The organism is Desemzia sp. FAM 23988 (assembly GCF_045528365.1).
Lineage (GTDB): Bacteria > Bacillota > Bacilli > Lactobacillales > Carnobacteriaceae > Desemzia.
Map to the genome: position 1 here is coordinate 16,819 of NZ_JBGQQS010000028.1, position 15,195 is coordinate 32,013.

Consider the following 15,195-nt stretch of genomic DNA (forward strand, 5'->3'; position numbering starts at 1 on the left):
CACCTGTGTGGCAATTTATTGTATACTGTATAAGGAACGTAATAATATAGAATGGTTAAGCATAGAAAGAGGATTTAAATGAATTTTTGGACAGATCAGACAAAAGCAACAGAAGAGATCGCTCAAGAGTTATTAGGATGCCTGCTGATCAAAGAAACAGACGAAGGGATAACATCAGGTTGGATCGTGGAAACTGAAGCTTACGTTGGAGAATTTGATGAAGCTGCGCATAGTTTTGGATTGAGGAAAACGCCTCGCCTGAAAGCTATGTACCAACCTGCAGGAACAATCTATATTTATCACATGCATACCCATACGATGTTGAACATTATTGCCAAAGAAGCTGGAAATCCCCAAGGAATATTGATTCGAGCCATTGAGCCGTTCAGCGGTGTGGAGTTGATGGAAGAAAGAAGAAAAATGTCTGGGATTAATGTGACTAATGGACCAGGTAAATTAACGAAAGCCATGGGAATTACAAAAGAGGATTACGGAACATCGATTGGGGAAGCGCCATTGTATCTTTCAACACAGCAAAGACGTATACCTAAAGAAATTATTGCTACATCAAGGATCGGTATCCCGAATAAAGGGAAATGGACAGATGCACCGCTTCGTTTTATAGTAGCTGGTAACCCGTATGTATCGAGAAAAAAGGGACCTGTTGACTTGGATTTTGGATGGCAGTAAAAAATATAAGAGAGAAGGTACTCAGATGAACAAAGACATGATCGATTATTTAGTAGCAATCTTGGAAGAAAATGAAGCGTCATTTGACTGGGAAGTAAATTGGAATAAAAGACAACATGTGATCGAGTTGTTTGTGACTATTTACGCTGAAACTAATCCGGATATGGTAATCCAAGATATAGAAGGAACCGTAAATGAAGAAGAAGGCATTCAATTTGAAGACGTAATCTGTTTTTACGATCCAGAAAAATCGAAAATTTTGTTGGATGACTACTTACAAGCTTTCCCGTTTTCCGTTAAAAAGGGTATCGAACAAGGATTTTTGGATGCTGTCATCAAGGTATTGCGCTTAGTGGTTAGTGAGGGACAAACCAATTTAATGGAATTTGCGCAAAATCCCGATATTGAAACATTTGAGATGAACTGGCAAGAAGAAAATTTCCACCAAACGATTGAGACATTAAAAGCTACCGATCGTTACGAAACTAAATTAGTCCCTTATCCAAAATTTTAACGGCCTAAAACGAGAGGAGTTAACAGCAGTATGAAATGGAATGAAGTAAGTGTACATACCTCAAATGAGGCCATCGAAGCTGTATCCAATATTTTTATTGAAGCAGGTTCGGGCGGAGTAGCTATTGAGAATGTACAAGATTTTTTATCCACTCCAGATGATGGATTTGGTGAAATACGGATTTTAGAAAATCAGCAATATGTAGCAGAAGGTTCCTTAGTGAAAGCTTATTTTCCTGAAACCACAAACTTGTTGGAGTTATTGCCTGAAATCAAGCAACGCATAGAACTATTGAAATCTTTTGGCTTGTCTATCGAACCGAATGTGATAGAAGTAAACGATGTTAAGGAAGAAAATTGGGCGTCAGCATGGAAGAAACATTATCATCCGCAACAAATTACGCGTTATTTAACGGTTGCTCCTCAATGGGAAGATTATCAGCCTGCAATGGATGGAGAAATCGTGATCAAATTAGATCCAGGTCTGGCATTTGGAACGGGAACTCATGCAACGACACGCTTATCCTTACAAGCGTTGGAAACGTATATTAGAGGCGGAGAAACGATTTTAGATGTTGGGACAGGTTCTGGAGTTTTAAGTATCGCCAGCGTGGCTATGGGAGCTGCTGAAGTGCATGCGTTTGATTTGGATGAAGTGGCTGTGCGATCGGCTAAGGATAATGTAGCCTTAAATACCTTTGCAACAAACATTCATGTGTCAGCGAATGATTTATTGAAGGGTATCGACAGGGAAGCGGAGATTGTTGTAGCCAATATTTTAGCTGAAATCATCGTGCCGTTGATTCCAGATGCTTGGCGTGTATTGAAACCAAACGGCTTCTTTATCACTTCAGGCATCATAGAATCAAAAAAAGAGTTGATTTTAAAAGAATTGGCAAAACAAGGCTTCACTATTTTGCAAGTTTTGCAAATGAAAGACTGGTTTGCGATTGTTGCTCAAAAAGTGGAGGAGGATTAAGCGGTGCAGCGTTATTTCTTAACAGAACAGCCGTCTGACTACCAAACGGCTGAAATCATCGTTCAAGACGAACAGTACCACCACATGATTCGTGTCATGCGGATGAAAGAAAAAGAACAAGTTATTCTAGTACTGCCAGATCACAAGGCCTTTAAAGCTGAGATCGCTCAAGTGCTGGAAGATGAAGTTCATTTGAAATGGGTAGCGGATGAAACGCAATCCAAAGAATTGCCTGCACGAATCACCATCGCCAGCGGATTGCCTAAAGGGGACAAGTTGGAATGGATCGTTCAAAAAGGGACGGAACTTGGGGCAAATGCTTTCCTGCCGTTCAAATCAGAGTACGCTATTGTCAAATGGGATCAGAAAAAAGCGGCTAAAAAACAAGAACGATTGAGCAAAATCGCTCAAGAAGCTGCTGAACAAGCTCACCGGACGAAAGTACCAGAAGTAAAAGCGGTAGCTACGTTTACGGAGCTGTTGCAGCAAAGCGCTGAATATGATTTTTGCTTAGTAGCTTACGAAGAAAATGCTAAAAATGGAGAGATGCAAAATTTTCGTTCTACTTTGAGCCAATTGAATCCCGATGATACGGTCTTGATCGTGTTTGGTCCAGAAGGCGGGTTGTCTCCAAACGAGATCAGTCAATTGGAAGAACGAAATTTTACAGTTTGTTCACTGGGACCGCGTATTTTACGAACAGAGACAGCTCCTTTGTATGCTTTAGCGGCTATTTCTTTTGCAATGGAGTTAAAAGGGCTGTAAAAGTCTTGTTCAGTAAAACAAAAGTAAGGTATACTAAGAATGAGAATTCAGAAAAGAGGGATGTATCGTGGTAAAAAAGTTAAACAAATATATCGATCATACATTGTTAAAGGCTGACGCAACGGAAGAACAAATCAAAGTGTTGTGTGAAGAAGCTGCTGCACATCATTTTATGTCAGTTTGTGTCAATCCTACTTGGGTCAAAAAAGCTGCAGCATACTTAAACGATTCAGACGTTGAAGTTTGTACAGTGATCGGTTTTCCTTTAGGAGCAACTACTTCTGAAGTGAAAGCTTTCGAAGCGAAAAATGCGATCCAAAACGGCGCCACTGAAGTAGACATGGTCATCAATATCGGAGCGTTGAAAGATAAAGACGATGCTGCTGTAGAACGAGATATTGAAGGCGTAGTAAAAGCTGCTGAAGGAAAAGCTTTAACAAAAGTCATCATTGAAACAAGCTTATTGTCAGATGAAGAAAAAATTCGAGCTTGCGAAATCGCGAAAAAAGCTGGAGCAGACTTTGTTAAAACCTCTACTGGTTTTTCAACCGGGGGAGCTACAGTAACAGACATCAAATTGATGCGTAGTGCTGTTGGACCAGATTTAGGCGTTAAAGCCAGCGGCGGAGTTCGTACTGCTCAAGATGCTGCAGACTTTATTGAAGCTGGTGCTACTCGTTTAGGTTCATCAAACGGAATCGCTTTGCTGAACAACGAAGCTTCCGGATCAGATGCTTCAAGCAGCTATTGAAATAAACAACCATTCAGCGTATAATACATGTGAGATTAAACAGTTGGATAGCACTCGATTCGAGTGCTATTTTTATATACCGAATTAGTAAATTAAAGAGAAGGTGACAAAATGCCTAAAAATAAAGAATATACAGCCAAAGAGGTTATTGCTCTAACCTTAACTTATATGAATAGTAACCACGTGGCTTTTGTCAAAAAGGCAAGCGATTTTGCTGGAAAGGCTCATGAAGGGCAGTTTCGTAAATCGGGCGAACCTTATATTACTCACCCTATCCAGGTAGCGGGAATATTAGCTGAATTAAAGATGGACCCCGTCACAGTAGCTACTGGATTCTTGCATGATGTAGTAGAAGACACAGATTATACTTTTGAAGACATTGCTAATGAATTTTCACAAGAAGTTGCTGAACTGGTCGATGGTGTAACCAAACTAGGAAAAATCCAATTTCAATCTCATGAGCAGCAACAAGCGGCTAATCATCGTAAAATGTTGTTAGCTATGGCAAATGACATGAGAGTGATCATGGTCAAGTTGGCAGACCGTTTGCACAACTTGAGGACCTTGAAATATCACCGGCCAGAAAAACAGCGCCGCATTGCTAACGAAACGCTGGAAGTCTATGCGCCCTTAGCAGATCGATTAGGGATCAACCGTATCAAGTGGGAATTAGAAGATACTTCGCTGCGTTATTTGAATCCACAACAATATTACCGTATCGTGCATTTAATGAGCTCAAAACGAGAAGAACGGGAACGTTACATTGCGAATGCTATTGCTGAAATACAAGAATCTGTGGATGATTTAAATGTGGAAGCGGAAATCACTGGACGGCCAAAACACATTTATTCTATTTACCGTAAGATGAGAGATCAGAAGAAACAATTTAATGAAATTTACGACTTGCTGGCGATACGTGCAATCGTGGGTTCGATCAAAGACTGTTATGCGGTTTTAGGAGCGATTCATACGCGTTGGAAACCAATGCCTGGCAGATTCAAAGATTATATCGCGATGCCTAAAGCTAATATGTATCAGTCTTTGCATACCACTGTCATTGGTCCTGGCGGCAATCCAGTAGAAGTACAGATTCGTACTGCAGAGATGCACCACATTGCTGAGTACGGGGTTGCGGCGCATTGGGCTTATAAAGAAGGTATCACGAAGAAAATAGATGGCGAACAAGTCAGTAATAAACTGTCTTGGTTTAGTGATATCATTGAGTTGCAAGACGAATCAATTGATGCCAATGAATTTATGCAAAGTGTAAAAGAGGACATTTTTAAAGATAAAGTCTATGTTTTTACACCAAAAGGGGATGTTACGGAACTGCCATCTGGTTCAGGACCGTTAGACTTTGCTTACAGTGTGCATACTGAAATCGGAAATAAAGCAGTAGGAGCAAAAATCAATGGGAAAATCGTTCCATTGAACTACAAGCTGAAGACCGGGGATATTGTAGAAATTTTAACGTCTACCAATTCTTATGGACCAAGTCGTGACTGGCTCAACTTTGTTTCTACTTCTAAAGCAAGAAATAAAATCAAACGCTTTTTCAAATTACAAGACCGTGAACAAAATATCACCAAAGGTCGCGATTTAGTGGAGAAGCAGTTGTTAGAAATGGGTTTCCAACCAAAAGAATTCATGAATAAAAGTAATATGAAAAAACTTTTGGAAAGATTTAATTTCACGACCGAAGATGATTTGCTTGCGGCTATTGGTTACGGCGAACTGACTGCTTTGGTAGTAGCCAACCGTTTGACGGAAAAAGAAAGACGCGATCGAAAAAATGATGAAAAATTCATGGAACTTGAAACGATCGAATTAAAACCCAAAAAAGCTGAACCAGAAAAAATGAAGATCCGACATGATGGCGGGGTGGTCATTCAAGGAGTAAACAATCTCTTAACTCGTTTGAGCCGCTGCTGCAGTCCTGTCCCGGGGGATGAAATCGTTGGTTACATTACCAAAGGCCGCGGTATTTCAATCCACCGTAAAGACTGTCCGAACGTACATGCTTCACCAGAAGTCGAAGACCGTCTGATCGAAGTAGAGTGGGAAGATACTTCAAATGCTGGAAAAGAATACAATGCTGAATTACAAGTTGAAGGATACAATCGTTCTGGTTTATTGAATGAGATTTTACAAGTCGTCAATACACAGACAAAAAATCTCAGCAATGTAAATGGCCGCATAGACAACAACAAGATGGCTACTGTTACGATGACGATCGGTATCGTCAACTTAAATCAATTAGAAAAAATCGTCGATAAAATTAAAAATATCCCTGATGTTTACACAGTTCGAAGAATTACTTCGTAAATTCAAGCAACAGGATATCGAAGCGCATTTTAAGACCAGCAAAGGAGGATATTAAAGTGTCCTTAATTTGCGGACTTAGAATGCGCTTTTTGTACTATAAGATGAGAAAAGGAGATTGAACAGTGAGAGTAGTTATTCAACGGTCAAAAAAAGCCTCAGTTTCTATAGATGATAAAATAGTAGGGGAAATCAATAAAGGTTTTGTACTGTTAGTCGGTATCGAAGAGGCAGATACCAAAGAAGATGTAGACTATTTAGTACGTAAAATCAGCAAAATGAGAATCTTTGAAGATGAAGATGGAAAAATGAACTTGTCATTAGCGGATGTTCATGGGGAGATCTTATCCATTTCTCAATTTACCTTACATGCCAATACTAAAAAAGGAAATCGTCCTAGCTTTATTGATGCTGCCAGACCTGATAAAGCCATACCAATGTACGAAACATTCAATCAAGAACTGAAAAATGCGGGGTTTACTGTGGCAACAGGCCAATTTGGGGCTGATATGCAAGTTGCACTAGTCAATGATGGTCCGGTAACAATCTTGATTGACAGCAAACAGAAATAACGAACACCACAGAAGAAGAAACCAATAAAACCTTGTGATCGTTTTGCGGATTGATCAAACAAAAGGTTTCGCAGTTAAGATAACAAAAAATACGTCTTATGGTTTCTTGTAATGATTACTTCTGTGATAAAAAACGGACATCCACTGATTCAAGAAGTGGATGTCCGTTTTTGTTTTTTAAGGTGTAAAGTATTGATTCAAGGCTTGATAGATGCCTTCAACGATTTGAGAACGGTAATTGTCTGTATTTACGACTTGCTGGTCGGTATCATTATTTAAATACCCCAATTCCAACAAAACTGCAGGTTGATAATTTTCTCTTAACACGAAGTAGTTTCCGTAGCGAACGCCATTGTTTGGCAACGGACCATATTGACTTAAGTTTAGGTTGATCAAATCAGCCAAAGCTTTTTCTTCTTCATGATAATAATATGTCGTAGTTCCACTGATTTCATTTCTGGTTTCAGTAGAATCATAATGTAAACTGATAAAGGCATCTGCATGATTATTGTTGCTGATATAAGCTCGATCCTGTAATTCGATAAACTCGTCACTGTCACGAGTCATGATCACATTCGCTCCAGCGCTTCTTAAGCGGGCTGCCAGCAGTTTAGCTGTTTTCAACGTGACCTCTTTCTCATAGAAATTCTGTGCCAAGGCACCTGAGTCGTGTCCGCCATGTCCGGCGTCAATCACGATAGTCGCTTCCGATATATTAGTGATGTTAGCAGTAGGGGCTGCTTCATTGTTCGCCGACAAATCTACTACCCAGTTGGCTACATATCCCTGTGTTCCATCTGCCAATTTAATCAAGTACCAATCATCCACTGCTTCGACAAAAGCAAATGAATCGCCTTTAAAAGCTGTTTCCACAACGGAGTCTTCAATTGAAGGACCGCTGCGAATATTCGTGCCGTCTGTTCGAACAGTTACTTGTTGGATAGGAGCGGCCGCATTGTTTTCTGTAGCTACAGTAGAAGTAGCCTCTTGTTTAGGAGTCACTTTCACATCAATTAAAGATGAACTGATCCAAGCTACTCGATTGTAGTACTGTACTTGAGTCCAGCCTTCTTGTTGGAATAAGACTGTCAGTTGTGTGCCTTCTGTAACAGTGCCCAAAATGTCACTGTCAGTATTGCTCTCTGCTCGGACATTTACTTCAGGATGGGTGATGGTCCCTACCAAGTTTGTAGCAGCACTGATTTCAATATTGTCTACTAACCAACTTGCGATCCATCCTACTTGATCGTTGCTGATGCGCACTTTGTACCATTCATTTTGTTCAGTAATAACTTGAACTTTTTCATCTTCCACAACTTGAGACATGACATCATAAGATAAACCAGGTCCCGTTCTCACATTGACTACACTAGCGTTGATGACTACTGTACTGGTTTGAGCCATCGCAACTGTTGCATAGGTTGTCAACAGTAAGAACAGACCAATCATAATGAGTAAAGTTGTTTTTTTAGGTCTATGTACTATAGGTGAGTCTTGCATAAAAGGTATCACTACTTTCTTTACATACTTATGTAGAAAAGAACAATCTGTTGTATTTAATTATAACAATTGTTTACTTGATTAAGCAATTAAAATATAAAGGGGATTAATTTATTACTTCTTTATTGAGTTAGACGTTTGTTCAAGAGCGAAGAATCAATTAAGGTAAGGGCTGCGTAAATCTATTCTATACCAAAGATAAAGTGATCTGCCATTAAAGAATCGCTGAAGAAATGGTCTGGTTAACGGTGAACTGGAAAATTTAGAAATCATCTTTAGAGAACCACGAAATAACATGTCATACGTATGAAAAAATTTAAATAAAAAAATAAGATTACGAATCCTCTCGTCTCTGGTCTGCTAAAAGAAAAATGCGGAGGCGGGCGGCATGAACGAGATTTTCCATCTGTTGAGTGAAGTGGAAGACTTCGGTCTTCATTATGAAAAAGACCCGCTTTCTTTGAACTTCCCGAAATACTTAGACACGCTTTTTTAAGCTGTGACTCGTTTGAGACCCGTGATATTTCTGGAGGAATAGGGGTTGCTTGTAGCCATGTAAAAAATGAAATGTGAATTACGGAGCGTTGGCACTTCAGCGCTTACGATTCCGTTTGAAGCTTGAAAGACTACAGGCTCCAGACGGTCCCATGGCTTTCCACAAGCAAACCCGTCTATTCCGGAGGAAACTTCACCCCATAGAGCCGCCCCTACTTATTAAGAGAGTGTTTTAAAAAGAAGACCTTAATTTTTGGGAGAAAGTACTTTTCATGCGCATGACGTGACGAAATAAGAATGTGTCTTGACAATCTGTTGTCTTTCTAGTAATCTTTAACTAATACAAAATATCTGACCCCAATGATAGAGGAAGTAACTTTATTAGCGTATCAAGAGAGAATTTTCATGGGCTGAAAAAAATTCTGCGCGAGATAAAACGAAAGACACTCTGGAGGGACAGTAGTGAAAAGCTGCTGCGTTACGAGCGTTAATCGTTGAGGAAAGCTGATGGCTTTCAAAACAAGGTGGTACCACGTTGACATGTTCAATCGTCCTTATTCTGCACAAGCAGAGTAAGGACGATTTTTTTTTGATAAAAGGGTAGATAAGAAGGAGAGACACATATAATGGCATTTCAAAAACCAAAAGGCACAGCTGATTTGTTGCCGGAAAATACAAAACAATGGCAATACGTAGAAGATATTTTTAGAGCTGTTTTAGCAGACTATCAATTTGAAGAAATTCGAACACCGATTTTTGAAAGTTATGACCTGTTTTCAAGAGGTGTTGGTGAAACCAGCGACATCGTTTCCAAAGAAATGTACAATTTTCAAGATAAGGGCGGTAGGGAATTAGCTTTACGTCCTGAAGGAACTGCTCCTATTGCCAGAGCATTTGTCGAAAATAAATTGTTTGGGCCAGAGCACGCTAAACCATACAAAGTTTATTACCAAGGACCGATGTTTCGTTATGAGCGCCCTCAAAGCGGCCGTATGCGTCAATTTCATCAATTTGGGGTCGAAGCGTTTGGAAGCGACAATCCGGCAACAGATGTTGAAACAATTGCTTTAGCAATGGATCTGTTTCAAGAATTAGGATTAGAAAGTTTAAAACTTGTGATCAATTCATTGGGAGATCTGGAAAGTCGTTTGGCTTACCGTGAAGCGTTGATTGCTTATTTGGAACCACATGTTGAAGAATTGAGTGAAGACTCAAAAAACAGACTGCACAAAAACCCTTTGCGCGTATTGGACAGCAAAGACAAAAAAGATCAAGCTATCGTAGCAAATGCGCCTTCTATTTTAGATTATTTGAACGATACTTCTAAAGAACATTTTGAAGCAGTAAAAGAAATGCTGGAAGCTTTAGATATTCCTTATGAAATCGACAGCAATATGGTTCGCGGGTTGGATTATTACAACCACACGATTTTTGAAGTGATGACAGAAGCTGAAACATTTGGTTCGTTGACAACCATTTGTGCAGGCGGACGTTATGATGGATTAGTCGAAGAAGTAGGTGGACCAGCTACTCCAGGCTTTGGCTTCGCTATCGGTATGGAACGTTTGTTGCTTATTTTAAACGCTGAGGATATTGAGTTGGCGGAAGAAGAAGCGTTAGACGTGTACGTCATCGGTATTGGCGAATCCACTAACTTAGAAACCTTAAAAGTTGTTCAAGCGGTTCGTTCAGCCGGTTTATCTGCTGATCGCGACTTTTTGAATCGCAAAATCAAAAATCAATTTAAAACTGCCAACAAGAAAAATGCGAAAGTAGTCTTGACGCTTGGGGAAAATGAATTGGAAAATGGTACGATCAACTTTAAAGTCATGAAGAGCGGAAAAGAATCCGTAGTGGAATTAGAAGAAATCTACGATGGTGATTTTGAAAAATTGTTTAATGTAAAAGTTGCCGATATGACAGCTTTTAATGAGTTTTTCAAAAAAGAAGATTAATCGGAACGAAAAATGAAGATAAAAGAGAAGGGTTGATTTAAAATGGCTAAACGAACAGTATATTGTGGCCAAGTCACTGAAGACTTAGTTGGACAAGAGATTGTGTTAAAAGGATGGGTACAAAAACGTAGAGATTTAGGTGACTTGATTTTTATCGATTTGCGTGACCGTGAAGGAATTGTTCAAATAGTATTTAACCCTAAATTCTCTAAAGAAGCCTTAGAAATAGCAGAGTCTGTTAGAAATGAATACGTTCTTGAAATAACCGGTACAGTTGTAAAACGTGCTGAAGGCATGCAGAACAACAAAATCGCAACTGGTGATGTTGAAATCGAAGCACGCCAAGTAAATGTATTGAATGAAGCAAAAACAACCCCTTTTTATATTGAAGATGGCGTTTCTGTTTCAGATGAAAAGCGTATGGAATATCGTTATTTAGACTTACGTCGTCCTGAAATGACGAAAAACCTGCTTTTACGCCACAACATCACGAGATCGGTACGGAACTTTTTAGACAATCAAGAATTTATTGACATTGAGACACCGTACTTGACGAAGTCTACTCCAGAAGGTGCCCGAGACTATTTAGTGCCTTCACGTGTGCATGCGGGACATTTTTATGCTCTTCCGCAATCCCCGCAATTGTTTAAACAATTGTTGATGGGTGCTGGATTTGACCGTTATTACCAAATCGTTCGTTGTTTTAGAGATGAAGATTTGCGCGGAGACCGCCAACCTGAATTCTCTCAAATCGATATTGAAACCAGCTTCTTGGAACCTGAAGAAATTCAAGAATTTACAGAAAATATGCTGGCAAAAGTATTGAAAGAAACTAAAGGAATCGAAGTTGCTTTACCATTCCCACGGATGTCTTATGATGACGCCATGAACCGTTATGGTAGCGACAAACCAGATATTCGTTTTGCGATGGAATTGATTGATTTGAATGATATTGTAAAAGACTCCAGCTTCAAAGTATTCAGTGGAGCTGTAAGCAATGGCGGAATGGTAAAAGCCTTGAATGTAAAAGGTGCTGCAGCCAATTATTCACGTAAAGACATTGATGCTTTAGGCGAATTTGTAGGCATTTATGGTGCTAAAGGATTGGCTTGGCTGAAAGTTGACGAAGATGGACTTAAAGGACCGATTGCAAAATTCTTTACAGACGATGCTGATGCTTTGATTGAACGCACTCAAGCAGAACCTGGAGACTTACTGTTGTTTGTAGCGGACAAAGCTGCTGTAGTTTATGATGCTTTAGGTGCGTTGCGTGTGAAATTAGGAAAAGAATTAGACTTGATTCCACAAGATGAATTTGCATTCTTATGGGTTGTTGACTGGCCATTAGTAGAATTTGATGAAGAAGGAAGCCGTTATACTGCAGTGCACCATCCATTTACGATGCCTGAAGAAAGTACATTAGAATTCTTAGAAAACGAACCTGCTAAAGTAAAAGCTCGAGCGTACGATATTGTATTGAATGGTTATGAATTAGGAGGCGGTTCAATACGTATCCATAAACGTGACATTCAAGAAAAAATGTTCAAAACGCTTGGTTTTACACAAGAAGAAGCAGAAGAACAATTTGGTTTCTTGTTGAACGCTCTTGAATATGGTTTCCCACCACATGGTGGTATTGCATTAGGATTAGACCGTTTTGCAATGTTGTTGGCGGGCGAAGACAATATTCGCGAAGTTATTGCTTTCCCTAAAAACGGAAGTGCAGTTGATCCAATGGCTCAAGCTCCAAGTTTAGTGAGCGGTAAGCAATTGGAAGAATTATCGATTCAAACGACAAAAATCGAATCAGATGAGGAAGCAGCAGCAGAAGAATAAGCAGCGAGCACTATTCTTCTCTCCACTGTCCTCTATAAAGAAAATAAGAGATTAGAAAGTCAGGAGAATAAAAAAATGGTTTTGATCGGCTCACACGTTTCAATGAAAGGCAAAGAAATGTTATTAGGAGCAGCTCAAGAAGCTGCAAGTTATAAAGCTTCTACGTTTATGATTTATACAGGAGCTCCTCAAAATACGCGTCGTAAAGCTTTAGAAGAAATGAATATCCCAGCAGGCGAAGCATTCATCGCGGAAAATGGACTATCTGATATTGTGGTTCATGCACCTTATATCATTAATTTAGGAAACACGATTAAACCAGAAAATTTCAGTTTTGGCGTGGAATTTTTAAGAGCAGAGATTGAGCGAGCAGAAGCCCTAGGAGCTAGACAAATTACGATGCACCCGGGTGCACATGTTGGGGCTGGTGCAGATGCAGCTATCCAACAAATCATTAAAGGATTAAATGAAGTTCTGCATGCGGATCAAAAAGCTCAAATAGCGTTAGAAACGATGGCTGGAAAGGGGACCGAAATCGGTCGTTCATTTGATGAGATAGCTCAAATCATTGATGGTGTAACCTTGAATGACAAATTATCGGTTACTTTTGATACGTGTCATACCAATGATGCAGGGTATAATGTAAAAGAAGATTTTGACGGGGTGCTGAATGAATTTGACAAAATCATTGGACTAGATCGCTTAAAAGTGGTGCATGTCAATGATTCGAAAAATCCAATGGGCAGTCATAAAGACCGTCATGCCAATATTGGTTTTGGAACGATTGGTTTCGAAGCTTTGAACAAAATCGTTCATCACCCTCAATTAACAGATCTGCCTAAAATATTGGAAACTCCATTTGTAGGAGAAGACAAGAAAAATAAAAAAGCTCCTTATGGTCATGAAATAAAAATGTTTAATGAACAAACATTTAATCCTGATCTATTAGAAGATATTTTGAATGGGGCAGCTTTTTAAACCATAACAAACAACTCGAGAAACGGTCTTCAGCTTCGTGCTGTGAGCTTTTCTCGAGTTGTTTTGTTTAATCGTATTCTTGAATGTGACTCTGTTTCTTCTTGTCTAATTGCAAGGTACTGACAATGATAGCTGCTGTTTCTTCGATGGATCTTTTTTCAACATTGATCACTAAGCAACCTAATTTTTCATATAAATTATTGGAAAATGCCAACTCTTTTTCGATTCGTTCTTTATTGGAGTAAGGAGTATCTGGATTTAATCCATAAGCGATCATACGCTCTTTACGGATAGAATTGATCATGTCCAAATTATTGGTCAAACCGACAATTTTCTTAGGATCTACTTGCCACAGTTGTTCAGGTATATGAGATTCTGGTACCAGTGGCAAATTAGCGACTTTGTAGTTTAAGTTAGCTAAAAACATGCTCAAAGGTGTTTTCGAAGTTCTTGAGATACCTAGTAAAACAATATCAGCTTCTAAGAAACCTTTAGGATCTCTTCCATCATCATACGTTACTGCAAATTCAATCGCTTTGATACGATCGAAATAAGTTTGGTCCATTTCATGCAACGCACCTGGCTTATGCAAAGGCTGGATGCCAGAACGATTTTGGATTTCTCGAATAACTGGACTTAACAGATCTACACAAAAAATCGCATTTTTTGAACAATATTCTTGAGCGATTTGGCTCAAGTTATCGGAAACTAAGGTATGAAGAACCATAGCATTTTGACGTTGAGCTTTTTCTAATATAGAAATCAACGTATCTTCCCCACGAATAAAAGGGTAGCCATGTAATTTGATATCGGCGGATGGAAATTGCGCCATCGCTGCTTTGCCTATTGAGTTGGCAGTCCCTCCTACTGAATCTGATACAATGTAGATGTCTACCGGGTGATTATTTTCCATAACTGTTTTCTCCTTTAACAATGTATTTGGGACGATCAAACGGAAAGAATAGTTAAAAAGTGTGAAATAGCTGTTTCATTTGTCAAACTATTCCCGAGTGTTTAAAAATAGTGGTTGCAATCCAGTCATTTTCTGTATACCCTTTTAGTATAACGGATTAAAGAGTAAAATTATAGGCTGAACAGACTTCTTCTGTTTATTTTACGAGAGAGGTATCATAAAGAACTTGATTTAACACGTTGTCGTGGTATACTATAAATCGAAACGAGTCCGTTTTAAAGGAGGCTAGATTCCTGTGAACGAAGTGGAAAATGCTATTGGAATATTGAAAGATCATGGATATAAATATACCGATAAGAGAGAAAATATCTTGAGTTATTTTAATCAAGAAAATCGTTATATCACTGCCAAGGAAGTGCAGCAGTTTTTGAAAGTCAAGTATCCAAATATCAGCTACGATACGATTTACCGCAATTTGTATACTTTTGTTGAACTAGATATTGTGGAAGAAACTGAATTAAACGGAGAAAAGCTATTTCGATTGAATTGCTCCCATTCTGGTCATCACCATCATTTTATCTGTACTGTATGCGGAAAAACGAAAAAAATTGAAATGTGTCCCATGAACTTTTTTGAAGATCAATTAAATGGGTGCCAAATAAACTCTCACCGTTTTGAAATTTTCGGGACATGCGAGGAGTGTCTATTACCTGCAAGTTAGGCAGAGGCCCTTGGAAAGAACGGGTTTTATCGTCTAAAAGAAAAAACGCATATTTTTTTGAATAACAGCAAAGTCATATGTCAAGCGAAAGTTAAAATGTCCTAAAACCAAGGCTCACATTAATGCAAGCTTTTACTTCGCAAAAGCTTGCATTAATGTGACCGAATTTGTTAAAATTAGTCTTAAGCTGTTTGTTCAGCTTCGT

13 protein-coding genes are annotated in these 15,195 nt (G+C 39.0%); 11 read left to right on the forward strand and 2 right to left on the reverse strand.

What is annotated here, in order from left to right; all coding sequences use genetic code 11:
* The first annotated feature begins 78 nt into the window (after window positions 1-78).
* The 7 genes from ACEN4L_RS12090 to dtd all read left to right on the forward strand — a co-directional run bounded on the left by ACEN4L_RS12090 (window position 79) and on the right by dtd (window position 6,592).
* Window positions 79-690, forward strand: coding sequence for a DNA-3-methyladenine glycosylase (locus ACEN4L_RS12090; protein ID WP_407096757.1), 612 nt, complete (start codon window positions 79-81; stop codon window positions 688-690).
* Between the two features lie 25 nt (window positions 691-715).
* On the forward strand, window positions 716-1,204 hold the full coding sequence (locus ACEN4L_RS12095; RefSeq protein WP_407096758.1) for a DUF3013 family protein: 489 nt from the start codon (window positions 716-718) through the stop codon (window positions 1,202-1,204).
* A gap of 30 nt (window positions 1,205-1,234) precedes the next feature.
* Window positions 1,235-2,182: a 50S ribosomal protein L11 methyltransferase gene (prmA, locus tag ACEN4L_RS12100; protein ID WP_407096759.1), complete on the forward strand. Its 948-nt coding sequence runs from the start codon at window positions 1,235-1,237 to the stop codon at window positions 2,180-2,182.
* A gap of 3 nt (window positions 2,183-2,185) precedes the next feature.
* Window positions 2,186-2,947 (forward strand): 16S rRNA (uracil(1498)-N(3))-methyltransferase, encoded by a 762-nt coding sequence (locus ACEN4L_RS12105; RefSeq protein WP_407096760.1) that lies wholly within the window; start codon window positions 2,186-2,188, stop codon window positions 2,945-2,947.
* A 67-nt stretch (window positions 2,948-3,014) separates the two neighbouring features.
* Window positions 3,015-3,698: a deoxyribose-phosphate aldolase gene (gene deoC / locus ACEN4L_RS12110; RefSeq protein ID WP_407096761.1), complete on the forward strand. Its 684-nt coding sequence runs from the start codon at window positions 3,015-3,017 to the stop codon at window positions 3,696-3,698.
* A gap of 111 nt (window positions 3,699-3,809) precedes the next feature.
* Window positions 3,810-6,023, forward strand: a complete 2,214-nt coding sequence (locus tag ACEN4L_RS12115) for a RelA/SpoT family protein (protein ID WP_407096762.1) — start codon at window positions 3,810-3,812, stop codon at window positions 6,021-6,023.
* Between the two features lie 122 nt (window positions 6,024-6,145).
* The gene (dtd, locus tag ACEN4L_RS12120; protein ID WP_407096763.1) at window positions 6,146-6,592 is read left to right on the forward strand and encodes a D-aminoacyl-tRNA deacylase; all 447 of its coding nucleotides are present in this window, start codon (window positions 6,146-6,148) and stop codon (window positions 6,590-6,592) included.
* A 177-nt stretch (window positions 6,593-6,769) separates the two neighbouring features.
* On the opposite strand, the gene ACEN4L_RS12125 is transcribed toward dtd, so the two are convergent.
* Complete coding sequence (locus ACEN4L_RS12125; protein ID WP_407096764.1) at window positions 6,770-8,092, reverse strand: N-acetylmuramoyl-L-alanine amidase; 1,323 nt, start codon at window positions 8,090-8,092, stop codon at window positions 6,770-6,772.
* A gap of 1,121 nt (window positions 8,093-9,213) precedes the next feature.
* Between ACEN4L_RS12125 and hisS the strand changes: the two genes are divergently transcribed.
* From hisS to ACEN4L_RS12140, 3 genes are all read left to right on the forward strand, one after another.
* Complete coding sequence (gene hisS / locus ACEN4L_RS12130; RefSeq protein WP_407096765.1) at window positions 9,214-10,542, forward strand: histidine--tRNA ligase; 1,329 nt, start codon at window positions 9,214-9,216, stop codon at window positions 10,540-10,542.
* Window positions 10,543-10,584: 42 nt separating this feature from the next.
* A complete protein-coding gene (gene aspS, locus ACEN4L_RS12135) occupies window positions 10,585-12,378 on the forward strand; it encodes an aspartate--tRNA ligase (RefSeq protein WP_407096766.1) in 1,794 nt (597 codons plus the stop codon).
* Between the two features lie 75 nt (window positions 12,379-12,453).
* Window positions 12,454-13,356, forward strand: coding sequence for a deoxyribonuclease IV (locus ACEN4L_RS12140; protein ID WP_407096767.1), 903 nt, complete (start codon window positions 12,454-12,456; stop codon window positions 13,354-13,356).
* A gap of 67 nt (window positions 13,357-13,423) precedes the next feature.
* Here the strand turns inward: ACEN4L_RS12140 and ACEN4L_RS12145 are convergent, their stop codons facing one another.
* Window positions 13,424-14,269 carry a pyruvate, water dikinase regulatory protein gene (locus tag ACEN4L_RS12145; RefSeq protein ID WP_407096768.1) on the reverse strand — a complete coding sequence of 282 codons (846 nt, stop codon included), beginning with the start codon at window positions 14,267-14,269 and terminating at the stop codon, window positions 13,424-13,426.
* A 295-nt stretch (window positions 14,270-14,564) separates the two neighbouring features.
* Between ACEN4L_RS12145 and ACEN4L_RS12150 the strand changes: the two genes are divergently transcribed.
* Entirely contained in the window at window positions 14,565-14,990 is a 426-nt protein-coding gene (locus ACEN4L_RS12150; RefSeq protein WP_407096769.1) for a Fur family transcriptional regulator, read from the forward strand.
* Window positions 14,991-15,195 lie beyond the last annotated feature (205 nt).

Excerpts from the sequence above, each read along its gene's own strand:
- ACEN4L_RS12095 (WP_407096758.1), top strand. The coding sequence starts at position 716 with ATGAACAAAGACATGATCGATTATTTAGTAGCAATCTTGGAAGAAAAT.
- hisS (WP_407096765.1), top strand. The coding sequence starts at position 9,214 with ATGGCATTTCAAAAACCAAAAGGCACAGCTGATTTGTTGCCGGAAAAT.
- ACEN4L_RS12140 (WP_407096767.1), top strand. The coding sequence starts at position 12,454 with ATGGTTTTGATCGGCTCACACGTTTCAATGAAAGGCAAAGAAATGTTA.
- aspS (WP_407096766.1), top strand. The coding sequence starts at position 10,585 with ATGGCTAAACGAACAGTATATTGTGGCCAAGTCACTGAAGACTTAGTT.
- ACEN4L_RS12090 (WP_407096757.1), top strand. The coding sequence starts at position 79 with ATGAATTTTTGGACAGATCAGACAAAAGCAACAGAAGAGATCGCTCAA.
- ACEN4L_RS12125 (WP_407096764.1), bottom strand. The coding sequence starts at position 8,092 with ATGCAAGACTCACCTATAGTACATAGACCTAAAAAAACAACTTTACTC.
- ACEN4L_RS12145 (WP_407096768.1), bottom strand. The coding sequence starts at position 14,269 with ATGGAAAATAATCACCCGGTAGACATCTACATTGTATCAGATTCAGTA.
- ACEN4L_RS12115 (WP_407096762.1), top strand. The coding sequence starts at position 3,810 with ATGCCTAAAAATAAAGAATATACAGCCAAAGAGGTTATTGCTCTAACC.
- prmA (WP_407096759.1), top strand. The coding sequence starts at position 1,235 with ATGAAATGGAATGAAGTAAGTGTACATACCTCAAATGAGGCCATCGAA.